This window comes from Methanosarcina sediminis, assembly GCF_052056915.1.
In the GTDB taxonomy this organism is placed as follows: Archaea; Halobacteriota; Methanosarcinia; order Methanosarcinales; family Methanosarcinaceae; genus MTP4.
Genome location: NZ_CP195119.1, coordinates 2,925,972 through 2,948,034 on the forward strand (window position 1 = coordinate 2,925,972; position 22,063 = coordinate 2,948,034).

The window sequence follows — 22,063 nt, forward strand, 5'->3', positions numbered from 1 at the left end:
TCTTTTGGAACTCCTCTGTCCCCGGTGTCTTTAAATTTATTGGCACTGAAATAATTATTTAATATAAGTTCCTTGCATAAAGTAGAAAGGAATCGGAAATCCAAAATTATATCAATTACTTAGATGTTTCCCGAATATTATATCAACTACTTAGATGTTTCCTGAGTTCGGTTTGTTTTCCCTGATAGCTTATCCGTTCTTTCTGTTTTCGGGATAGTTTCGGGAAGGCAATACTCCCTGAGACATAAAAATATGTTTGAGGTCCGAAGGGCAATATCATTTATATCTCATCTTCATTATCTAGCGAATATTCCGACAGCCAAAAAGAGCTAAGACCATGCTTGAAAGACTGACAAGTTCACTTTTGAATGCTCCTGTGATCAAACGAGGAGAATACAATTACTTCATCCATCCCATTTCGGACGGCGTACCGTCAATTGACCCCCTTCTGGTGGAAGAAATTTCCGATCATATCCTGGAAATCGCCAACATGGATGTGGACACCGTCCTCACGGTTGAAGCCATGGGCATCCCGGTGGCAAATGCCCTGTCCCTGAAAACGGGACTGCCTCTAACTATTGTCCGTAAGCGTCCCTATTTCCTTGAAGGAGAGGTCGAACTTTCCCAGAGTACCGGATACTCGAAAGGGGCACTCTACATCAACGGATTAAAGAAAGGGGATAGGGTTCTGATTGTGGACGATGTTATCAGTACCGGGGGAACTCTCCTTGCCCTGGTTAATGCCCTCAAGAAGATGGGCGTCGAAGTCCTGGACGTTGTCTCGGTTATCGGGCGTGGGGAAGGTTTCCTGAAGTTAAAGGAACTGGGTGTTGAGCCCAAGATTCTCGTCACCATTGATGTTAGCGAGAAAGGTGTGGAGATCAAGGATGTCTGTTGCGATAAGTGAAGCTTTTGATTTCAGGCTTGATTATCTCATCGATGTGATCCGGGATACGGGCGCAAAAGTCGTGGGCTTCCAGTTCCCCGAAGGGCTCAAGCGCAAAGGTCCGGAACTTGCAAGGCTGGTCGAAGAGGCTACCGGAGTGGAAATTATCATTTCCGGAGACCCCTGTTTCGGGGCTTGTGACCTGGACCTGACCCTGCTTGGGTATGTGGACCTCCTTTTCCATTTCGGGCATGCCGAACTTGAGGACACTAAACTCTCCGAAAAGATCTACTTCATCGAGGCCCGCTCTGCGGTGGACATCCTGCCTGTGGTTGAAAAAGCTCTTTTAGAGTTGCGGGATCAGAGGATTGGGCTGATAAGCACCGTCCAGCATGTCCATAAGCTTCAAGGGGCCTGCAAAGTGCTCGAAGCCCGGGGGAAGACCTGCGTGCTCGAGCGCGGGGATTCCAGGCTTGCCTACCCCGGACAGGTGCTGGGCTGCAATTTTTCGACTGCAAGGGCAGAAGCCTGTGATGAGTACTTATATATAGGAAGTGGGGATTTCCACCCCCTGGGCGTAGCCCTTTCCACAAAAAAGCGCGTTCTTGCTGCAGACCCTTTCTCCGGGGAAGTCCGGGAAGTCGACCCTTCCAGGGTGCTCAGGCAGAGGAGTGCGGTTATTGCCAAATCCCTTGACGCGGAAGTTTTCGGGATAATCGTTTCAAGCAAAAACGGACAGGCAAGAATGGACCTTGCAACTTCCCTTAAAAAGCTTGCAAAAAAGCATGGAAAAGAGGCTCATCTTATCCTGATCGACCTTGTGACGCCCGACCAGATGCTCCAGTTCAAGGTAGGCGCTTTCATAAATACCGCCTGTCCCAGGCTGGCTGTCGATGAGGTCGGACGCTTTCCCGCCCCGATGCTAACTCCCCAGGAGTTTGAGATCGTACTGGGAGTCCGGGAATGGGAAGATCTCGTACTGGATGAAATCACGGAAGAGCCGTTGCAGCTGAAACAGAAGCATCGAAGCTGAAACAGAAGCATCGAAGCTGGAACATAACCTGGATTTTACCCTTAATTTTCAGGTGGACAGGTATATATTTATAATGTATGATGAAGCAAAATGAAACAGAGAAAACTTGAAATGCTGCTGGAGGAAATCGAGGGCTTTGCAGAGCCCGAACTCGAGCTTGAGCAGTATCCGACTCCTGCTCTCCTGGCTGCGGAAATCCTGCATTTTGCTTATATGCAGGGGGATCTTGCAACTTCGGTTCAGGACCTGGGCTGCGGGACCGGAATCCTGGCAATAGGGGCAAAGCTCCTGGGAGCGGAAAAGGCCGTGGGATATGATCTGGACCCAAAAGCCATCGAGCTTGCAAAAAATAATGCTGAAAAGTTAAGAGTAGAGGTCGAATTTGTCTGTTCGGACGTTTCGGAAGTGACCGAACATGTCAAAACAACGCTTATGAACCCTCCTTTCGGGGCCAGGGTCAAAGGCAAGGACAGGCCCTTTCTTTCGGCAGCGTTAAGAACTAGCGAGGTTATATACTCAATCCACAACCGCGGGAGTCTTGCTTTTATCCAAAAGTTCATTAAGCCTGCGGTCATTACACATTCTTACGTTGCAAAGTTTCCCATCAAACGGACTTTTGATTTCCACAAAAAAGAGCGAGAAATTATCGAAGTGGAGATTTACAGGATTGCTGTTCCATAATGCGAAAATCCTTTCTCTGAGCCGTTTTACGGGAATGCGGGTCGAAAATATACAGCATGAATTCACAATATAGAATGCATACGTAGAATGTATACATAGAATGTATACATAGAATGTATACGTAGAGTATTTACGTAGAGTATTTAATTTGTGCTATAGGATGCATAAAGTCAGATACATTACATCAAATCCACAAAATCATATGGCATCAGATGTGTAATGTGGAGGCATCAGATGCGTAATGTGGAATGCATATCTCTGGGATACCCATCTCTTAAATATATAATCTCTGAAACGTGCATTCTGTCGTGAATGCATGTCAATGTGTGCCAGGGTGTTTCGAGACCTATATACGTGCGCCTAACCCGATGCCTGCCGGATACCTACCCGGATGCCGTACCTGCAGAGAAGAGATATTTCAGGCATCGCTGAATTTCCCTTTAAACTCTCCTTCAGGAGAGAAATATCATACCGGGAAAGTTACTATTTACTATCATTCGAATGAGGGATTATGATTAGAATCCGAAAAAATAAAACTACACGAAAAAAATTAACCGGTCCTCAAACCGGAAAGCCAGTTGCCGAGAAAGCGGGGCCAAAAGCCACAGAAAATAAGGAGCAGGGCAAAAAAAGAAGGTTCCCCTACTCAAAAGATTCGAGAGGACAGAAGGATATGAGAGGAAAGAGGGATACGAGGCCTTCTCCAAGGTTTCCGGAAGAACCCAAAGTAAGGGAAGAGGATCTTGAAAAGGGGGCTTTTGTCTTACCCGGGGAACTTGTCGGGACTACCGAGGAATTCAGGGCAGGAGAAGGTACAACCGTAATTACGGGTGACATCTATTCCAGCGCTACCGGGTACGTATACATTGACAGAAAATCCCGGATTGTCACTGTCCGGCCTTCCACAAACACCCCTAACATAATGAAGGTAGGGGACATCATTTTCGGGAAGATTACGGATGTCCGGGAATCCGGGGCAATGGTTGAGTTTGCAGGGATCGAAGGCAAAGCCGACAGGAAAATTGTTAATGCGACAAGACTTGGAGATATCCATGTTTCTAATGTGCGTGACTCCTATGTCAAGAGGCTTGCTAACGAGTTCAGGCCCCTGGATATCGTTCGGGCCAGGGTAATTGACCTCGATAGGCTTCGCCTCACAACAGCCGAGAACTCCCTGGGTGTCATGAAAGCCTACTGCTCAAACTGCAAAGGGGAACTCGTACTAGACAAAGACAGGAAAAAGCTTAAATGCCCGGTCTGCGATAGAACTGAAACCCGTAAACTTGCGGTTGACTACGGGAAGGGAATTAAATAAGTTTTCTTTTCTCTTCCGAACCGTATTTAGGGAAAATTCGTATGATTTATTCACCATTTACAGGTGATCACCTATGGAACTGAACATTCTTTCCAAAACAGATAAAGAGCTGGAAGTCGAATTTAAAGGTGAGACTCACACCCTCCTCAATATGCTTAGAGCAAACCTTGTTGCGGATGAAAGGGTTGAGATCGTCTATTACGACATGAAGCACGTGAGCATCAGCGACCCCATTCTCTTCATTAAGACCGACGGTACGGACCCGATCCAGGTTTTAAGGGATGCAGCCTCAACTCTGGTCTCGGAGTGTGAAGAGTTTACCGAAGTCTTCAGCAAGGCCGTAAACGCTTGAAAGGCTTGAAAAGCCGGGGCTTTTGGCTTATTAGCCTTGCCCCTGATTTTTTCCTGACTATCTTTTTTTCCGGCTACTTTTCCTTTGACCACGTTTCTTTGACCACGTTTCTTTGACCACGTTTCTTTGACCACGTTTCTTTGACCACGTTTCTTTGACCACGTTTCTTTGACCACGTTTCTTTTATTCCGTTTTCTTTTCTTCGGTCTAGTTTTTTCTTCCTTGATAACCTTTCTTTTGACTATTTTTTCCTGTTAGTTAGCCCGTTTTTGTCCGTCGAGCTTTTTCCAACCTGCTTTGGGGCTTTTTCAATACTTTTTTTGCAATACGTTTTTATGAGTGCCCTGTGTATCACTAGGTAAATCAGCAGCGTACAGCAGGTACAACCAATTATCAGTTTGTTTCGAGGTATTGGGAAAATGACACTTGACGACTCATATCTTCAGAAATTCGGTTTTATCAAAAGAGAAACTCTGGGCAGCATTAACATTGACCCTCTTCAGACCGGGGGGCTACTAACCGAAGCTGCCAAACAGGCTCTCATGGAATGGGGGGACGGGTATTCGGTCTGCGACTACTGCGCCGGGGTCCTTGACCTTGTTAAAAAGCCTCCCATCCAGGAATTTGTGCACGGTGCACTCCCTGAATTCCTGGGCTGTGACGAAGCCAGGGTTACGAATGGAGCCAGGGAGTCCAAGTTTGCAGTCATGCATTCTATGGGAAAACCCGGGGACTGGCTTGTCCTTGACGGGCTTGCCCACTACTCTTCCTATGTTGCAGCCGAGCGGACCGGTCTGAACATCAAAGCCGTTCCCCACTCTGGGAGCCCTGAATACAAGCTTGACCCCGAAGGTTACGGGACAGCAATCGAAGAGGTCATCAGGGAAAGCGGAAAACCCCCCGCCCTTGCCCTTATAACCTATCCGGACGGGAGTTACGGAAACGTGCCTGATGCCAAAAAGATCGCATCCATCTGTCATGAGTACGATGTCCCCCTGCTCCTGAATGGGGCTTATGCCGTGGGCAGGATGCCTGTAAACGGAAAAGAAATCGGGGCGGATTTCGTTGTGGGCAGCGGGCACAAGTCCATGGCAGCTTCTGGACCGGTAGGGGTCCTCGGCGTAAGCGGAGAGTATGCTCCCACCGTCTTCAGGAGATCCGTGCATAACAAGGCCAAGGAAATCGAACTCCTCGGCTGCACTGCCCGGGGAGCCACCATCATGACCATGATCGCTTCTTTCCCCGAAGTCGTAAAGCGTGTTCGGAACTGGGACCAGGAAGTCGAAGACGCCCGCTGGTTCTCATCAAAGCTTCAGGACATGGGCTTTATCCAGCGCGGGCAAAACCCCCATTCCCACGACCTTATGTTCTTCGAAGCGCCCGGTTTCTATGAGATCTCCCAGAAAGTCAAAAAGGGCAGGTACTTCCTCTACAAGGAACTCAAGAGCCGGAAAATCCACGGCATCAAGTCCGGGCTCACCAGGTACTTCAAGCTCAGCACTTTCGGGGTTGGCAGGGAAAAGCTCGGTGTTGTTGTTGATTCCTTTGAGGAGATCCTCAAGAAATACGAGGACGTTTGAGCCTGTTTTCTAGTGGTCAATTTGTATTTGGACGATTAATTTTTGAATCCCGGGAACAGCTATGACCATGTGCTGAATCCCGGGTAACATGAATTCTCTGTTTCTTTCTTTTCTTATTTTTCCGGTTTATGGTTTTTCAGTGCTCCCTTACTCTTCGATTGATATTGTTTCTCTTTAGTCCAGGAACTGGCTAGTCTGGGAAAACTTTAATTTGACCTGTCCCATCTGACCCCGGAAAACGTATTTTTCCCGCGAAGAGATTCAAAAGCCTTCGCCAGCTTGCCTGGCGGCCCTTACAAAAAAGCAACAAAAATAAAAAAAATAAAAATTAATGTTCTTTTAGTTGAGTTTAAAATTCTTGGTTTTGTTTTTTTCTTCTTTTTGTCCTGTCCAACTTTTATTTTGTAAAGGCCGGGCTCCTTCGTCGCCCGTGGACAAGAAAGACAAAATACGGTTATTCCGGTTGTACGGGGTCTTAGTCCAGAATTTAGAGCCAGCCTTTGCCTTTATTCGATTTAATAACATCAACTGAATAACAAAGGACTATCGGTTTTTCTATAAGATTTTGATTTTGAAAATACCTGAATTCGAAGAACGTTTCATTTGGAATGAGGTCTTTGTCGCAAAAATACTCATTAATAATGATATCTTTATTCCTTATGTACTCATTTAGAATGAAATTTTTATTACCTATATATTCATTTAGATTGAGAACTTTATTAGTTTTACCTTCATTCAGAATGAGGGTATTGTCAATCTAACCCTCATTCTTGATGAGATACATTTTGAAAATCTCTTCGGAATGAAGTACTAACGCCGGCAGAGGGTGAATTCTATGGACGCAAGGATATTGAGAGAACTTATACGTGAGCAAAAGGTGGATTTTGAATCCCCGGGACCTGAAGGACTTGTGGAAAGGCTTGTAGAAAGGGACGTCCTTGAAAAGGTTTCGGGACTTTTAAAACTCCCTCATGTTCTGGTTATCTCTGGTATGAGGCGTTCCGGAAAGAGTACTCTTCTAAAGGAGATCCGTAATAATTTTTTTAGGGATGAACAGGTCTACTACCTTAATTTTGAGGATGAGCGCCTTATAGGTTTCAGCGCAGGGGACTTTAATCTTCTTTATGAGACATTTATCGAACTTTTCGGGAAACACCGGATTTTTTTCTTTGATGAAATCCAGAATATTGAGGGCTGGGAACACTTTGTCAGAAGGATGTATGATAAAGGCTTCAAGTTTGTTATTACGGGTTCCAATTCCTCCCTGTTAAGCCGGGAGCTCGGGAGCAAATTGACCGGGCGTTACGTCGGAGTGGAACTTTTTCCCTTTTCATTCGGGGAATTCCTGAAATTCAAAAATATTCCTGTGCCTGAAAAGCCATTAACCGAAGAGAGGGGTTTGATAAGGGGTGCTTTCAATGAATACCTGGAAAAAGGAGGCATCCCTGAGTACCTTCGTTTTGAAAATTCCGAACTCCTGAAGACCCTTTATGACAACATCCTGTACAGGGACATTCTGGTCCGCTACGGGCTCGGTGAAGAAAAGGCTTTCAGGGAACTTGCTCTTTACCTTTTCTCCAACTATACTTCCGAGATCAACTACAGTAAACTCCAAAAACTTCTGGGCCTTGGCAGTGCGAACACGGTCAAAAACTACGTTGGCTATCTGGAAAACTCCTACATGGTCTTCACGATACCCAGGTATGATTATTCCCTGAAAAAGCAGATATATTCTCCCAAAAAAGTATACGTAATCGATTCGGCTTTCATAAACCTCGTATCCTTCAAGTTTTCCCGGGACAGGGGAAAATTGCTGGAAAACCTGGTATTTCTGGAACTCAAAAGGAGAAACCGGGAGGTCTATTTTCATAAGGGTAAGCAGGAATGTGATTTCATTGTTACCGAAAATAAGCAGCCTGTGGAAGCCATCCAGGTAAGCGTTTCTCTGGATGATAACAGGGAACGGGAATACGGTGGACTCCTTGAAGCTCTGGAAGCTTATGACCTGGATTCCGGTCTGATCCTGACTGAAAATGATGAATTTGAAGAGGTTTCCCGGGGCAAAACTATTGTGGTGAAACCAATCTGGAAATGGCTTCTGGAATTATTTTAAACCATGGACCCTAGATAAGCAAAGCTAAAAGAGTTTTGCTTGCGTGTAACCATCGTTTTCCGGTCACATGGAAAAATTCAAAAGATTAAAAGTTGAGCTTTTATTTTTTAAAGCTGGCCTTTCCAGCTTGATTCTTACTTCTTCATCTCAACGTTTTCCAGGTACCCTTCTCCCCTTGGTGTCGGGAAGTAGTATACCGTCCCTTCCTTTTCTTCCTTTTCGATGTAAAGGGCATCTTCGAGCATGCTGAGGTGGAAATTGGCCATGGAACTGTTCAGGTTGAATTCCTCTTTTATTTCTTCATAAGACTTCTTGCCGCTCCCAAGGGTGATCAGGATGTTTCTACGGGTGTTATTCTGGAGAGTCTTTAACCCGAATTTGTGGTCTTCAGTGGGGTTTCGCGTTAATTTTCCTTCACGCTTCATTCTTTCGAGCCATTCTTCTTTTTTCCTGGCATTTTCTTCCGGATCCATATCTGATCAGTAATATATTTGCGAGAACAATTAAATACATTTTTAATTATTCGAACCGTTCAATGGAGTTTCCGGATTTTTCCTTATTTTTTTCCCTAATTCCCCGGGTTCAATCTGGCTTAATTTATAAATAGCCTGAAGGTTTTTTTACTTTCCATGAAGCTAAATCCCGAACTCGAATCCCTGGATACCCTTGCAAAAGTCATCCTCACCGCCGCCCGCACTGCCCCGAAAGGCAAGGGCATAGACGACATCGTGACCTGTCTCCTTGACCCTGAAGAAAAGGCCGAACTCGCAGGCAAGATGGAAGAGCTGAGCAAAATCAAAAGCCTCAAATTCCTGCTCCGGGACGCTCAGAACGTCAGGGACTCGGATTCCATTGTCCTGATTGGCATGAAGGCCTCGGGTGTGAGCAACCTGGACTGCGGAGCCTGCGGCTTTGCGACCTGCAAAGAGATGCTCGCGCATGAAAAGGTTCAGAAGGAATTTCTCGGGCCCCAGTGCATGATCAAGTATCTGGACCTCGGGATTGCCGTGGGTTCGGCCGCCGCAAAGGCAAAAGACCTCTGCATCGATAACCGTGTGCTGTATTCGGCAGGGGCAGCGGCCTGCTACTTCAAGATGATCGATGCTGATGTGGCAATGGGGCTTCCGCTGAGCGTGAAAGGAAAGAACATTTTCTTTGACCGGAAATCCACAAGATAAGTTCCGGGCTGAATTGCTGTAAAAAGTGTTAAAAATAATGAAAGGAAGTTGAAAGTTATAAAATTTTTTACTCTATCTTTTTTACTCTATCTTTTTTACTCTATCTTTTTTACTCTATCTTTTTTACTCTATCTTTTTTACTCAGTCTTTTCACTCAAGCTTTTTTAATTTGCCCCGGAGTCTCCTTAGATTCTTTATCCTTCACTTCCTTTCCATCAATGGTAACAGTGAACTCTACCGTGTCTCCAGGTTCAAGTTCAATTCCTTCAAGAACTATTGATTCATCGTAAATCAATATCAATTCATCATCCAGAATCTCTACACTTGAATATTCTACGTCACTTTTTTTAAGCTCATCATTGACATAGACATTGAGATCAATTTCGTTGGAGTCTAATGGAGTTACTGAATACTTATTTTTCTTCGTGTCTACAACAATCAGTACATTCTCAAGATTTTCGCCTACTACATATTTGCTCCATGCACTTGCAGCAGGCAAAAACATACTTGCTAAAACAAGTAAAATTCCGAAGCAAATTGTTATATTTCTTTTAGTTCCCATTTTCATTTTCCCCTGTGTTTTTCCCACTTGATTTTTTACCGTACTTGATTTTTTACCGTTATTCCGGATTTGAATAATTCTTTCTAATTATATAATTTTTGAAATCATGTTCAGAAATAATGGTCCTGTTAATGTGCCTCTTGATCGCTTTTTTGATGCAATCTCAACTCCTCACTTTTCCTGTAAATTTATATTTTGCAGCCGGAGATGTCAAAAAAGTGAAAGGTGACTTCGGCATCGTTTCCGGTCTTCTTGAAGATGATAAAAAGGCCTGGCATGAGGATAAAATAGAATAGTTAACAGGGTCGGGAGTTTCATATTTTTTCCTTTTTTATGCACAAAAAATCAGTGTGTATTAAGCACAATTTCAATCTTAGTTTTATGTTTCCTGATTCTTGATGCACAATGCTTCTGTTGCATGCGATTTTTTGAATCCCATGGTGGATTCTCTATCTCAAAAATATAAAAAAGGAATTTTTTGGCTCCCACCGGATGAGTATTATATCCGGGAATCTAGCTCTGCTCTCGGTACGTTGCGGCAAAGAAAGGTTTCTCTACATAAAAACGCTGTATCGGCGGATGAGCCACAAAAAAGGTAAAAAGAAGAAAATTGAAGGTAAAAAGAAGAAAATTGATGGTGAAAGTTGAAGGTATAAATTTAAGGTAAAAAAGAAAGTTGAAAGTTTCAGGACCTTGTCAGCGTTTTCTGACAGGTATTACTTACTGTCATTACCTGAAATCCTTCGGTTCCTCGAAATATTTGTTTTCCGGAAGAAAACCCTGGATTATTAACCTTTTCCTTAGATGAAATGGATCAATTATTCAAGAAATAGATGAACTAAAAGGCAGTTTAAAGAGGGACAATATCTGCTTTTCACAAAAAAGAAAGGGCACAGGCAATGCCTGAACCCTGAATTTCTTATCCTGCTTCAGTACCTTTCCGGTGCCCAGAAGCAATACCCGTTGTTGTACCAGTCCAGCCACTCGTAGAGCGGTTCACCTTCCTTCCATTCTTTACTGTTTCCTTTTACCTTACTGCCTATTGGATTTTCTTCCATCCATGCATCGGCCTCGGTAATGAAATCAATGCCTGCTTCCTCTGCACATTTATCGTATTCGTTGCCTATCAGCACATTCAGCTTGGCAGCCACAAGAGCAGGGAACATGGTGAAGGTCTTGTCCTTCTTCACCGGATCCATCATGTAATCTATTGCATCATCTCTCGGGTAAATTATTCCTCCTATCTCGATTTCATCCACAGGCCACGCCTCCGGGTGGTTCTTCCAGTATCCCGGAGTTCCGACTCCCGGTGCATCGATACCAAAATAGTGGCTCGGATCTGTGTCAGTGGCTGTCATGCCGTCGTAATCGCCTGTTGCAGTTCCGTTGTTTGCGTACTGTCCTACCATTGCAGTACCCGTGGCTGTGCATGTAGTGGACTCCCCGATATCAAGGGAGCCAATCGTGCAGATCGTACCCAGTTGGTCGTCAGTTACCACGACATTCTCCAGCTTGACGTCCCCTATGTTCGTGACCACATAGGTCCATTCGATGGGCGCACCCACCACATATGATGATCCCGGCGGTTCGTCTGAATCTTCGCCGTTGGTGTACTTTTCGATGTCAATTGCCGGAGTTACTCCGAAATACCTTGCATCATCGTCATTGGATGTGTAATCCGTTCCTTCATACGTTCCTGTCGCATTTGCCGTGTTAATGTGTTCCCCAGCTTCCGCTGTTATAGGTCCTACGTAACACGATGCCGACTCTCCCGGTGCCAGGTCTCCAATATTGCATGCAGCCACTTCCGTTGGGTAGAGGTCATCTGCCAGCGTAATTCCTGTCAGTGTTACAGTTCCTGTGTTCGTCACCGTGTAATTGTAATACACGTCACTTCCCACCAGGACATCCCCAAGGTCGTATTCTATCCATGTCGAATTGTCATCACTGATCTGCTTCTGCAATGTCAATTCTGGAGTTACTCCGAAATACCTTGCATCATCGTCATTGGATGTGTAATCCGTTCCTTCATACGTCCCTGTCGCATTTGCCGTGTTAATGTGTTGCCCGGCTACAGCTGCTATAGGTCCTATGTAACATGACGCGGACTCTCCCGGTGCCAGGTCTCCAATATTGCATGCAGCCACTTCCGTTGGGTAGAGGTCATCTGCCAGCGTAATTGCTGTCAGCGTCACCGTTCCTGTGTTCGTCACCGTGTAATTGTAATACACTTCACTTCCGACCAGTACATTCCCAAGGTCGTATCCTACCCATGTCGAATTGTCATCACTGATCTGCTTCTGCAATGTCAATTCTGGAGTTACTCCGAAATACCTTGCATCATCGTCATTGGATGTGTAATCCGTTCCTTCATACGTCCCTGTAGCATTAGCCGTGTTAATGTGTTCCCCTGCTACAGCTGCTATAGGTCCTATGTAACATGACGCGGACTCTCCCGGTGCCAGGTCTCCAATATTGCATGCAGCCACTTCCGTTGGGTATAGGTCATCTGCCAGCGTAATTCCTGTCAGCGTCACCGTTCCTGTGTTCGTCACCGTGTAATTGTAATACACCTCACTTCCGACCAGTACATTCCCAAGGTCGTATCCTACCCATGTCGAGTTGTCATCACTGATCTGCTTCTGCAACGTCAATTCTGGGGTTATCCCGAAATACCTTGCATCATCGTCATTGGATGTGTAATCCGTTCCTTCATACGTCCCTGTCGCATTTGCCGTGTTAATGTGTTCCCCAGCTTCCGCTGTTATAGGTCCTACGTAACACGATGCCGACTCTCCCGGTGCCAGGTCTCCAATATTGCATGCAGCCACTTCCGTTGGGTAGAGGTCATCTGCCAGCGTAATTGCTGTCAGTGTTACAGTTCCTGTGTTCGTCACCGTGTAATTGTAATACACGTCACTTCCCACCAGGACATCCCCAAGGTCGTATTCTATCCATGTCGAATTGTCATCACTGATCTGCTTCTGCAATGTCAATTCTGGAGTTACTCCGAAATACCTTGCATCATCGTCATTGGATGTGTAATCCGTTCCTTCATACGTCCCTGTCGCATTTGCCGTGTTAATGTGTTGCCCGGCTACAGCTGCTATAGGTCCTACGTAACATGACGCGGACTCTCCCGGTGCCAGGTCTCCAATATTGCATGCAGCCACTTCCGTTGGGTATAGGTCATCTGCCAGCGTAATTCCTGTCAGCGTCACCGTTCCTGTGTTCGTCACCGTGTAATTGTAATACACCTCACTTCCGACCAGTACATTCCCAAGGTCGTATCCTACCCATGTCGAGTTGTCATCACTGATCTGCTTCTGCAACGTCAATTCTGGGGTTATCCCGAAATACCTTGCATCATCGTCATTGGATGTGTAATCCGTTCCTTCATACGTCCCTGTCGCATTTGCCGTGTTAATGTGTTGCCCGGCTACAGCTGCTATAGGTCCTACGTAACATGACGCGGACTCTCCCGGTGCCAGGTCTCCAATATTGCATGCAGCCACTTCCGTTGGGTATAGGTCATCTGCCAGCGTAATTCCTGTCAGCGTCACCGTTCCTGTGTTCGTCACCGTGTAATTGTAATACACCTCACTTCCGACCAGTACATTCCCAAGGTCGTATCCTACCCATGTCGAGTTGTCATCACTGATCTGCTTCTGCAACGTCAATTCTGGGGTTATCCCGAAATACCTTGCATCATCGTCATTGGATGTGTAATCCGTTCCTTCATACGTCCCTGTCGCATTTGCCGTGTTAATGTGTTCCCCTGCTTCCGCTGTTATTGGTCCTACGTAACATGACGCTGACTCTCCCGGTGCCAGGTCTGCAATGTTGCATGCCGCTACTTCCGTTGGGTACAGGTCGTCTGCCAGTGTAATTCCTGTCAGCGTCACCGTTCCTGTATTCGTCACCGTGTAATTGTAATACACGTCACTTCCCACCAGGACATCCCCAAGGTCGTATTCTATCCATGTCGAGTTGTCATCACTGATCTGCTTCTGCAACGTCAACTGTGGAGCTGAAGGACAGAAAGTGCCGTCATTACGGGTAGAAGCGGGCGCTGTCCAGGAGTTGAGGATAGACGGACCTGCACCTCCCAGATCACTCACGTCGATCTCGTAGATTGTGCCTGTATTCTTATAGAGGAAGACGGTATCTCTGACAATGTCGAACCAGGCGGCACCATAGGGGCCACGTGGGAGAGGAGTACCTACTAAATCATAATCTGTTCGATCACCGGTTGTGGTATTGAGAACGGAGAGTTGAGCAGGTGTTCCGGAGCCATTTCCCCACTGGTCGCCGCCGTAGAGCAGCCCGTCATTCGGGTTGTAGGCCCAGTCGTTGACCCAGGCATTGTCCCCGGTGATGCTGACGTTGGTCACGGCGGGCAGCGGGTTTGGCGGCCCTGCCCAGCTTCCCAGATCGAGCTTGTAGAGTTTCAGGTTGTATCCGAGTGTAGTCTGCGGATCATCACTTCTCGCGCCGAATGTGATGTACATGGTGTTGCCGTCGGCTGAGATGTCCCCTGCATCGAACCGCGTCTGTACGCCCGTCGGCAGGCCCGGTGGAAGACCAAGGCCTTCGATGTTGCCGTTGGCATCGATCCGGATGATCTGGACAATTCCGTCACCATATCCTGTCCCCTGAAGCTGGACGGCGTACAGGAGTCCGTCCGTTGAACGGTAACCCATGTTATTGTATTCTATTGTGGCGGTGGGAAAAACTTGGGTCAGTGTGGCTGATCCGTCCGTCAGGGTGACATTGTAGAGATTTGCTAGTTGGTCCTGGACGACGAATGCCTTGCCGTCGCAGGTGAATGGTTCGGCCGCAGCAGTTTCTCCGAAGTAGTGGCTCGGATCCGTATCGTTATACTCTACTCCGTTGACTGTTACGTTTGCTTTTCCTATGTTCTCATACTGTCCTGCCACCGCTGTTCCTGTTTCAGTACATGTATTGTTGTATGTTCCTGCCGGAAGAGAAGCAATCGTACATATGACTCCCAGCCTGTCGTCTGTTACCAGTACATTCGTCAGGTCGACATTTCCTGTGTTAGTTACGTTATACGTCCACGTTACCGTGTCTCCAACCGTAATTGACGGTCCCGGTGATGTGTCTGCATCTTCTCCGTTCGTTGATTTCTCTATGGTTAATGCCGGTGCCACTGGCCCCCCCGCGCAGGCCGTCGCGTCGACGTCGACAGAATTTGGCCCGTCGATGAAGATGCCCAGGGTCGGGGTACCTGTCGGATCATACACCGGAAAGATCCCGCCAATTTGGTTGTTCTCGTAAAGGTAGAGTGTCCCGTCAAAACCGAACCAGGCGCCACCGTATCGGAATGGCCCATTTAGAGCTGCGGGAAGGCCGGCTAGGGGCACATCGGTCCGGATGCCCGTTGTGGGGTCCAGGATGGCGAGCTCGCCGTAGTCCTGGTCGGCGCCGTAGAGCAGCCCGTCATACCTGTTGTAGGCGAAGTCGTTTACCCTGCCGACCGGTCGAGTATTTGTGCCAGCACCTGTGATGGGAATGGTCGCGACCAGGGTAAGAGTATCGAGATCGATCACGTAGAGGTTCGGATTCCCTGTGGAAGTGCCCCCTCCGGAGTCGGTCAGGTACATATATTTGCCGTCTGCCGAGATGTCCCCGGCATTCAGGTTGGAACTGAAAACACCGCTTCCTGCTTCAGGGCTTATCGGCATGCCAGGAATTGGCGTAAAGGTAAGGGTGCCGGTTGCGTCGATCGTGACGAGTCCGGCCGATACATCAGGAGTGGTAGTCGCAATCCGCCAGCCGTAGAGCAGGCGATTTGTAAACCGAAAGCCCAGGTTGTTGATCCTGCCACTGTAATTGCCCGCATCAACACCGGGGATGGGGGCAGGGTTGGGGATCTTGGTGAATACAAACGGGCTGACTGACTGGTTAACCTTGGTCAGCCAGGACTGTTCGACCCCTCCCGTCGGGTTACCGCCCGTGCCCTGGATGACGTACGCCGTTTCATCGCATGGGAATGGTTCTTGTGCCGAAGCAGTCCCGGAGAGCATAGCTAGAAGGGCTACCATGGCTAACAAAAAGGTTATTTTTCTGGATGTAATCATTTATTGACATCTCCTTTTAGTCTCTGGGAATTGAAATTTCTGTTTGATGTCTCTGATTTGCTGTTGAAATTCTACTGTATTGAAAAAGACTGATATCTATCTGGAATCAGAGATAATCGCTGTTTAGCCTGTGTTTGCAAGGTGAACTATTATTTGCAAAGTTAATCGTGAAAATGTGACCGTAAAACCATTAAAAATCCAAAATAAATCGCTTCATTTCATGTAGTCCTGTTGGAACCACCCCCGTGTTTTTCCCCATATGATAATTGATCTGTGCCGCTATTCCCTTTTGTTCATTCCTATAATATAATTTTGGAATTTATATTCAGTATTTAATATTCTGGTATGATGTCTAATGATTACTTTTTTTAGGAATATCCAAACCCCTGATTATTCAATGAATTTTAACTTAGCAGCGCGAACCATTGACAAATTTATGATTTATTATGGCGTCATTTTTATTTTTTGGAGATTATAATCGGGCAGTACTTAAAGAAAAAAGGGAAAATTTAACGGGGGACAAGTTTACAATTCTATGTTTTATATATAATTCTCACTATATTATTAGAGATTGAAACACACTCGTTTTGTCTTGATTAAGTGTTGTGGGTTAACTTCACTCCTGGCGTATCATATGTTTTATTGAAATTCAAAAATATATTCAATAATTATAATAAAAAACAATTCACAAGTATCATGTGTTTTTTCAATGGATGATCAAGTACCTTGACAATGGGGCAGCTCAGGGCTTGATATGGCAAAGGATTTCCGAATCAACAGATGGATCTTGAAAAGCGAAGGTAAAATGAGAATGTATAGGGAGAAGGTAAAAAAGAAAAGGAAAGTTTCAGGAGCTTTGCCCGTTTTTAAACTTTTAGGCTTTTAAGCTTTCACCTGAAATCCTTCAGCCCCTCGAAATCAAGGGTTGCAAAATAGTCCTCGATGGTCTCGGCTCTCCGGATCTGCACGACGCTTCCGTCTTCCCTCAGGAGGAGTTCGGCTGAGCGGAGTTTTCCGTTGTAGTTGAAGCCCATGGCGTGCCCGTGAGCCCCGGAGTCATGGATTGCCAGGATGTCGCCGATTTCGATTTCCGGAAGCATCCGGTCGATTGCGAACTTGTCGTTGTTTTCGCAAAGGGAGCCGGTTACGTCGTATTTGTGGGCAGGGGCTCCGTTTTCTTTCCCTAGCACACTTATGTGGTGGTATGCTCCGTAGATTCCCGGGCGCATGAGGTTTGCCATGCAGGAGTCCATGCCAACGTAGTCCTTGTAGGTGCTCTTGAGGTGCCTGACCTTTGAGATGAGGTAGCCGTAGGGGCCTGTTATGACCCTTCCGCATTCCAGGTAGACCTTGAGCGGAGCAAGCCCGTTAGCAGTGATTGTGGCGTCGTAGGCTTCTTTTGCGCCTTTTGCAATGACGTCAAAGGGGACCGGCTCCTGGTCGGGCCTGTAGGGGATGCCTATCCCGCCGCCGAGGTTCACGAACTCGAAAGTGATGTCAAGTTCCTTTGAGATCTCCACGATGAGTTCGAAGAGGATCCGGGCGGTTTCCACGAAGTATTTCGGGTCAAGCTCGTTCGAGGCGACCATGGTGTGCATCCCGAAGCGCTTTACGCCCTTGTCCCTGAGGGTCCTGTACCCTTCGAAGAGCTGTTCCCGGGTAAACCCGTACTTTGCTTCTTCGGGTTTTCCGATGATGGCGTTTCCTTCCTTGAGGGGGCCGGGGTTGTACCTGAAGCAGACGATCTCCGGAAGCCCGGCATACTTTTCCAGGTAGGGGATGTGGCTGATGTCATCCAGGTTGATGTAGCCACCCAGTTCTTTTGCCTTTACGAACTCCTCGACAGGAGTGTCATTGGAACTGAACATGATGTCGTCCCCTGTCATCCCCGCCTTTTCCGCCAGGATCAACTCGGGCAGGGAACTGCAGTCCGCCCCGAAGCCTTCTTCCTTGAGGATTTTCAGGATATAGGGGTTCGGAAGAGCCTTTACGGCAAAGAACTCCTTGAAGCCGGGGACGTCCCTGAAAGCTTCCTTCATTTTCCGGGCGTTTTCCCGTATGGCCTTTTCATCGTAAATATGGAAAGGGGTCGGGTATTTTTCAATAATTTTTTGCATCTCTTCTTTAGTGAACGGCAGGGCCTTTGAAACCATTATCATAACCTTTTGTCAAATTTTTCTGTCCTGACAGACTTTTCTGTCCTGATGGACTTTTCTTTCCTGTCGGATTTTTCTATCCACCTGACTTTTGCTATTATCGAATTTTCTTGCTTATTGGACCTGTACCCATTTGAATTTTTGTTCCCTTATTAACTTTTCTTTGATTTTCCGGGTAACCGGGAGTTTCAGAACCCCGTACTCTCACCGGTCGTGCCTGCACGACCGGCTTTTCCATAAAAATCATGGAAAAAGAGATATGAAACTGACCGCCCTGTTTTCTTTTTCAGTTGCCAGCCATTCAAATGCGCTTCAATTTTGCAGCTTCAATTACCGGCTTTTAACAGATCCGCAACTTCAACATATATTTCCTTTCTTCCGGTCTAAACTCCACTATATAATAACAAAGCTGCAATGTACCACTATTTACCCGTACCAAAAACTATTTTAACAAAAAACGACATGTAAAGCAAATACCAACACATTGAGCGACCGTGGTTTAGTGGCTATGACCTGAGCTTCCCAAGCTTAGAACCCGGGTTCGAATCCCGGCGGTCGCATTCTGAGCTTTTTTAAAACTTCTTTTTTGCTGAAATGAGAACAATGTCTTTTTATCTTTAATCCAAAAGCTCTAGCGGAACTTTTTTCCTGTAGACCATCCCCTGGAATATTGCCACAAGGTCCCCTTCATCATCGGTGACGTTTACGGTATATGTGGCGAGTTTGGGGTTTATCGATGTCTCCTTAGCCTCGGCTGTGAGAGTTCCTTTTGTTCCGGCTTTTACATAGGATATATTTGCATTGATCCCTACTGCAGCATTCCCGTATGCGTTTGAGGCTGCGGCAAAAGCAAGGTCTGCAAGGGTGAATATTGCCCCTCCCTGTACTGCCCTTAAAGCATTGAGATGCTTTTCTTTGATTTCCATCCTGGTTTTTGCGTATCCTGGGGAGACTTCCAGCAGTTCTATTCCCGAATGTGCGGCAAAATTATCTTTTTTAAAAAAACGTTTGAGATCTTCCATGTAGTAGCTCCGGGAGTTGTTGGTGGATTATTGTTAATTTTACATGTTCCCTGTTAAAGTTATGCTCCTCTAATTGCATTTTAAAATCGTTAAGGTTTTGAAAAAATCGGAGATTTACTGGGACTTATAAAAAATTACCAAAATATTTATTTTGCTGATTACTGTGCTGAAGGCCAAAACACATTTTTTAATAAAAAAGAGAGAAAGGGCTCTTAAGCCCTTCTTTTCATTAGGGAGGTGTTATGCAGAAGTCAAACTCAACGTGGCTCAACGCTGCCGTATTGCTGTCGCCGTCACTGGTCACTGTGAACGTGTAGGTGTAGGTGCCGTCTCCGTTATCCGTTTTGCTGAGATCTATAGTGAAGCCATTTGCATCTGTAACTTGACCTCCCACAGGAAGGGTGTTTGTAACTTCCCCGGTCCCTGCCTTTGTTGTCACGTTGACCGAACTTACGTCCTTATCGGTACGGATCTTGAATGTGTCGGTTTCAACGGCTCCGTCTTCCCCAAGATTATCTTCTCCTCCGGTGCTGTTTGTTGCTCCTTCGAATTTGATGGTGCATCCGGGGTCATCCCTGACCACATCATAAGTGATCTCTTCTCCATCCCTATCGACTTTGTAGTTATCACCTTCTCCTGCTCCGTCCAGAGGAATCTCTCCATCCCCTGCAGTGCCGCCGCTCTGCACCGTGTAGGGGAAGTACATACCCCAGTTTCCTTTATCTACGAATCTGGTGCCTGCACCCCAGGCGGTCTCTTCCGTAACTTCAACACAGTCCTGCAGGGACTGTACGGCGTTCAGGTCGTACCCGTCTGCCGCGTTGTTATGTACGGCGGGATCGGTAGTGTCAACGATTTTGATGTATTTTGCTTCTTCCAGTTCCCCCAGGTCGAATTCGGCAATAGTGTGGATGTTAAAGTCCGGGTCTCTTTGAGTGTTGTCGGCTTCGCCAAGGTATGTCCAGGCTCCACCATCCGGACTCGCATAGACTGCAGCTTTTTCAATCGGGTAGGAACCCCAGGTGTCTTCGATGATCTTCAGGTCATTGCCTTCACCGTTCCTGATGGGGCATGCGAATTCAACGGTGATGTTGCCGCCAAACCCGAGGCTGAAGAAATTGCTTTCGTCCTGTCCGGTTTCATATACCAGTCCCTGTTCCGGAACGGAACGTACGCTTAAGACTGCGGTCCCGTCCTTTTTAAGTCCCTGGTTATAATCAATAACCGTGGATGCATAATATGGAGCCGGAGTAATAACTTCGGTTTTTATTACAACCGCATGTGTGGCTATTTCCAGCTGGTCCCCTACATTTGCTCCTTCTCCGGAGAGGTCCACTTTGTAGATGTAATTATCAACACAGTCGTGTTCCATGGAATACTCGAACTGTCCGGGAATGGGATTTCCTTTACTTGTCTTTGGTATCTCTTCCCCCGGAGTGGCTACGTGCAGGTGTGTTTCGGTCAGGCACCAGTCCTCATTGGTGTCGTACATGACGTAGAGATAGTCCCCGTCATTCCATACCTTTACATCACCAGCATCCATATTCTGTCCTGCTGTCAGATCAGTCGTATACGGATTTGACTCTGTATGTGCCATCGCCATAACAGGCAATAAAGCCAGAGCTACCGCTAGAGCTGCTATGCAATTTTTTTTCAAATCGTTATCCCCTTATGTGCCTTTTTTGGTTTTTCGTCAAAATCAGATCAGGGTATGAATCCGGCCATTGTCTAGCTTAACAAACCGTTCTCCCCCTCATCAGCTTGTTTATATTATCTCCGAATGTATTTAAACATAATTATATTATTATTTTTATATTGTGTGCCATAAATAAATTTCAAATTTAGATGACTATAAATGATATTTCTCGGCAGGTAAAAATGTAAAAATGGTACCACTTTTGCGTTCTATTGGAGTTCATTTTCTCCCGGAATTCTTTCAAGGACATCTATATTGGCAAAAGGAGAAGGACATTTTATTGTGAAAAAATTTTCATAATTATTAACTATTACATTGCATTAAATTTAAAAGTGAAGTGGGGACACAGTGAGTTCTACTAAGCAATATTTCCTCACATTTCTCTATCTCAACATTAAAAATCCGCTGCTGGTTAAATTTTACATGTCGTACAGTTTTCATAATACCTGCCACACCTCAAGTATATCTGGCTTTTTCCAAAATATGTGCCGGGTTCCCCATGGCTCGGCAAGCCAAAATAAATTAAAAAAGATGTCCCTGGAGGCTTCTCGTTCTTGAATCCTCCAGTTGAATTCACGGGTGAAATCTAACTTATGGTTCAGGCTGCCAGCTGATATTCCCCCCTTCCGGAACTTCCAGGCAGCCAGCTGACGATATTTTTCCAGTGATTTTTCCAGTGATTTTTTTCATGTTGTCTCAATTACATGGTGCTAGCAAACAAAGTCAAAAAAATTATGACCAGAATCGCGAGCATCACAAGTACTTTTTGTGTGAGCGGGTCCCTGAATCCTGTCGCTTGCATAATTTCTCCCCTGTTTCCGTTTATGTTTTGAAAGCTCTTCAGGTCATTTAGTAACAGACTTGTTCGTCTCATATTTCCTCCGGATGTTAGAAATATGAACAACAGGTGACGTTTGACCGGTACGGGCTCCACCAGCCATACTTTTCGAAAAACCTGGATAAAAAAACCGGGGCTTATTCATTGCCATACGCACCGGAACTAAGTCGGCTTGAGGGAAAGTTGGTGGTATTTCGGGTTTTGAATGTCTGTGACACAGTAGACAGTAAGCCGTTTCGGTGAGAGTTGCAACGAATAGTACTTTGATCGGGGCATAAGCCGAAAAAAGGGCATTGTTTCCGGAAGCCCGCAGGTTAAAGTAAGCTCTAATTTTCCCGGAGAAAAAACCGAATGTAGCAGGGTAAAGCCCGAGCTTCAATGCCTCAAACAGGTCCTTACGCAATAATTTTGCAAAAAATAAAAATGTACCTGTCGTTAGCATTAGCAAAAAAACCTGAAATTTGTGAAATACCACCGTCATCTCCCCTATATAATGATTATTAATTACATATTACTTAAAAAATTCGTAACCAATTATTTTAATTAG

Annotated in this window: 16 protein-coding genes and 1 tRNA gene; 10 read left to right on the top strand and 7 right to left on the bottom strand. The window is 46.0% G+C overall.

Features of this window, described 5'->3' with window-relative positions; genetic code table 11:
• The first annotated feature begins 337 nt into the window (after positions 1-337).
• The 7 genes from hpt (at position 338) to ACSAZK_RS12745 (ending at position 7,960) form a co-directional block, all read left to right on the top strand.
• A complete protein-coding gene (gene hpt, locus ACSAZK_RS12715) occupies positions 338-907 on the top strand; it encodes a hypoxanthine/guanine phosphoribosyltransferase (protein ID WP_440954477.1) in 570 nt (189 codons plus the stop codon).
• Complete coding sequence (gene dph2, locus ACSAZK_RS12720; protein WP_440954478.1) at positions 888-1,919, top strand: diphthamide biosynthesis enzyme Dph2; 1,032 nt, start codon at positions 888-890, stop codon at positions 1,917-1,919. The genes hpt and dph2 overlap by 20 nt, the downstream gene beginning before the upstream one ends.
• A gap of 90 nt (positions 1,920-2,009) precedes the next feature.
• Positions 2,010-2,600 carry an METTL5 family protein gene (locus ACSAZK_RS12725; protein ID WP_440954479.1) on the top strand — a complete coding sequence of 197 codons (591 nt, stop codon included), beginning with the start codon at positions 2,010-2,012 and terminating at the stop codon, positions 2,598-2,600.
• A 673-nt stretch (positions 2,601-3,273) separates the two neighbouring features.
• Positions 3,274-3,915 (top strand): exosome complex RNA-binding protein Csl4, encoded by a 642-nt coding sequence (locus tag ACSAZK_RS12730; RefSeq protein WP_440954480.1) that lies wholly within the window; start codon positions 3,274-3,276, stop codon positions 3,913-3,915.
• 73 nt (positions 3,916-3,988) lie between these two features.
• Positions 3,989-4,267, top strand: a complete 279-nt coding sequence (locus ACSAZK_RS12735; RefSeq protein WP_048180985.1) for a DNA-directed RNA polymerase subunit L — start codon at positions 3,989-3,991, stop codon at positions 4,265-4,267.
• Positions 4,268-4,686: 419 nt separating this feature from the next.
• Complete coding sequence (gene pscS, locus ACSAZK_RS12740) at positions 4,687-5,847, top strand: O-phospho-L-seryl-tRNA:Cys-tRNA synthase (protein ID WP_440954481.1); 1,161 nt, start codon at positions 4,687-4,689, stop codon at positions 5,845-5,847.
• An 835-nt stretch (positions 5,848-6,682) separates the two neighbouring features.
• The gene (locus tag ACSAZK_RS12745; protein ID WP_440954482.1) at positions 6,683-7,960 is read left to right on the top strand and encodes an ATP-binding protein; all 1,278 of its coding nucleotides are present in this window, start codon (positions 6,683-6,685) and stop codon (positions 7,958-7,960) included.
• Positions 7,961-8,094: 134 nt separating this feature from the next.
• Here the strand turns inward: ACSAZK_RS12745 and ACSAZK_RS12750 are convergent, their stop codons facing one another.
• The gene (locus ACSAZK_RS12750) at positions 8,095-8,433 is read right to left on the bottom strand and encodes a winged helix-turn-helix domain-containing protein (RefSeq protein ID WP_440954483.1); all 339 of its coding nucleotides are present in this window, start codon (positions 8,431-8,433) and stop codon (positions 8,095-8,097) included.
• A gap of 156 nt (positions 8,434-8,589) precedes the next feature.
• On the opposite strand from ACSAZK_RS12750, the gene ACSAZK_RS12755 reads away from it, so the two are divergent.
• A complete protein-coding gene (locus ACSAZK_RS12755; RefSeq protein WP_440954484.1) occupies positions 8,590-9,138 on the top strand; it encodes a ferredoxin domain-containing protein in 549 nt (182 codons plus the stop codon).
• A gap of 154 nt (positions 9,139-9,292) precedes the next feature.
• Here the strand turns inward: ACSAZK_RS12755 and ACSAZK_RS12760 are convergent, their stop codons facing one another.
• Complete coding sequence (locus ACSAZK_RS12760) at positions 9,293-9,700, bottom strand: hypothetical protein (protein WP_440954485.1); 408 nt, start codon at positions 9,698-9,700, stop codon at positions 9,293-9,295.
• A 492-nt stretch (positions 9,701-10,192) separates the two neighbouring features.
• Here ACSAZK_RS12760 and ACSAZK_RS12765 point away from each other — a divergent pair, with 492 nt between their 5' ends.
• The gene (locus ACSAZK_RS12765; RefSeq protein ID WP_440954486.1) at positions 10,193-10,348 is read left to right on the top strand and encodes a hypothetical protein; all 156 of its coding nucleotides are present in this window, start codon (positions 10,193-10,195) and stop codon (positions 10,346-10,348) included.
• Positions 10,349-10,629: 281 nt separating this feature from the next.
• Here the strand turns inward: ACSAZK_RS12765 and ACSAZK_RS12770 are convergent, their stop codons facing one another.
• Together ACSAZK_RS12770 and ACSAZK_RS12775 are read right to left on the bottom strand one after the other, a co-directional pair.
• Positions 10,630-15,804 (bottom strand): DUF7507 domain-containing protein, encoded by a 5,175-nt coding sequence (locus ACSAZK_RS12770; protein WP_440954487.1) that lies wholly within the window; start codon positions 15,802-15,804, stop codon positions 10,630-10,632.
• Between the two features lie 890 nt (positions 15,805-16,694).
• Positions 16,695-17,957 (bottom strand): diaminopimelate decarboxylase family protein, encoded by a 1,263-nt coding sequence (locus ACSAZK_RS12775; protein WP_440954488.1) that lies wholly within the window; start codon positions 17,955-17,957, stop codon positions 16,695-16,697.
• A gap of 491 nt (positions 17,958-18,448) precedes the next feature.
• Between ACSAZK_RS12775 and ACSAZK_RS12780 the strand changes: the two genes are divergently transcribed.
• Positions 18,449-18,520: transfer RNA gene (locus tag ACSAZK_RS12780), tRNA-Gly, on the top strand.
• Positions 18,521-18,577: 57 nt separating this feature from the next.
• On the opposite strand, the gene ACSAZK_RS12785 is transcribed toward ACSAZK_RS12780, so the two are convergent.
• The 3 genes from ACSAZK_RS12785 to ACSAZK_RS12795 all read right to left on the bottom strand — a co-directional run bounded on the left by ACSAZK_RS12785 (position 18,578) and on the right by ACSAZK_RS12795 (position 21,997).
• The gene (locus ACSAZK_RS12785) at positions 18,578-18,982 is read right to left on the bottom strand and encodes a PaaI family thioesterase (protein ID WP_440954489.1); all 405 of its coding nucleotides are present in this window, start codon (positions 18,980-18,982) and stop codon (positions 18,578-18,580) included.
• Between the two features lie 229 nt (positions 18,983-19,211).
• The gene (locus tag ACSAZK_RS12790) at positions 19,212-20,639 is read right to left on the bottom strand and encodes a hypothetical protein (RefSeq protein WP_440954490.1); all 1,428 of its coding nucleotides are present in this window, start codon (positions 20,637-20,639) and stop codon (positions 19,212-19,214) included.
• A gap of 884 nt (positions 20,640-21,523) precedes the next feature.
• The gene (locus ACSAZK_RS12795; protein WP_440954491.1) at positions 21,524-21,997 is read right to left on the bottom strand and encodes a hypothetical protein; all 474 of its coding nucleotides are present in this window, start codon (positions 21,995-21,997) and stop codon (positions 21,524-21,526) included.
• Between the last annotated feature and the right edge of the window lie 66 nt (positions 21,998-22,063).

Coding starts and splice junctions, on each gene's coding strand:
- ACSAZK_RS12735 (WP_048180985.1), top strand. CDS start 3,989: ATGGAACTGAACATTCTTTCCAAAACAGATAAAGAGCTGGAAGTCGAA.
- ACSAZK_RS12745 (WP_440954482.1), top strand. CDS start 6,683: ATGGACGCAAGGATATTGAGAGAACTTATACGTGAGCAAAAGGTGGAT.
- ACSAZK_RS12795 (WP_440954491.1), bottom strand. CDS start 21,997: ATGACGGTGGTATTTCACAAATTTCAGGTTTTTTTGCTAATGCTAACG.
- hpt (WP_440954477.1), top strand. CDS start 338: ATGCTTGAAAGACTGACAAGTTCACTTTTGAATGCTCCTGTGATCAAA.
- ACSAZK_RS12770 (WP_440954487.1), bottom strand. CDS start 15,804: ATGATTACATCCAGAAAAATAACCTTTTTGTTAGCCATGGTAGCCCTT.
- ACSAZK_RS12785 (WP_440954489.1), bottom strand. CDS start 18,982: ATGGAAGATCTCAAACGTTTTTTTAAAAAAGATAATTTTGCCGCACAT.
- ACSAZK_RS12750 (WP_440954483.1), bottom strand. CDS start 8,433: ATGGATCCGGAAGAAAATGCCAGGAAAAAAGAAGAATGGCTCGAAAGA.
- ACSAZK_RS12760 (WP_440954485.1), bottom strand. CDS start 9,700: ATGGGAACTAAAAGAAATATAACAATTTGCTTCGGAATTTTACTTGTT.
- ACSAZK_RS12775 (WP_440954488.1), bottom strand. CDS start 17,957: ATGGTTTCAAAGGCCCTGCCGTTCACTAAAGAAGAGATGCAAAAAATT.
- ACSAZK_RS12730 (WP_440954480.1), top strand. CDS start 3,274: ATGAGAGGAAAGAGGGATACGAGGCCTTCTCCAAGGTTTCCGGAAGAA.
- ACSAZK_RS12725 (WP_440954479.1), top strand. CDS start 2,010: ATGAAACAGAGAAAACTTGAAATGCTGCTGGAGGAAATCGAGGGCTTT.
- ACSAZK_RS12765 (WP_440954486.1), top strand. CDS start 10,193: ATGAGTATTATATCCGGGAATCTAGCTCTGCTCTCGGTACGTTGCGGC.
- ACSAZK_RS12755 (WP_440954484.1), top strand. CDS start 8,590: ATGAAGCTAAATCCCGAACTCGAATCCCTGGATACCCTTGCAAAAGTC.
- dph2 (WP_440954478.1), top strand. CDS start 888: ATGTCTGTTGCGATAAGTGAAGCTTTTGATTTCAGGCTTGATTATCTC.
- pscS (WP_440954481.1), top strand. CDS start 4,687: ATGACACTTGACGACTCATATCTTCAGAAATTCGGTTTTATCAAAAGA.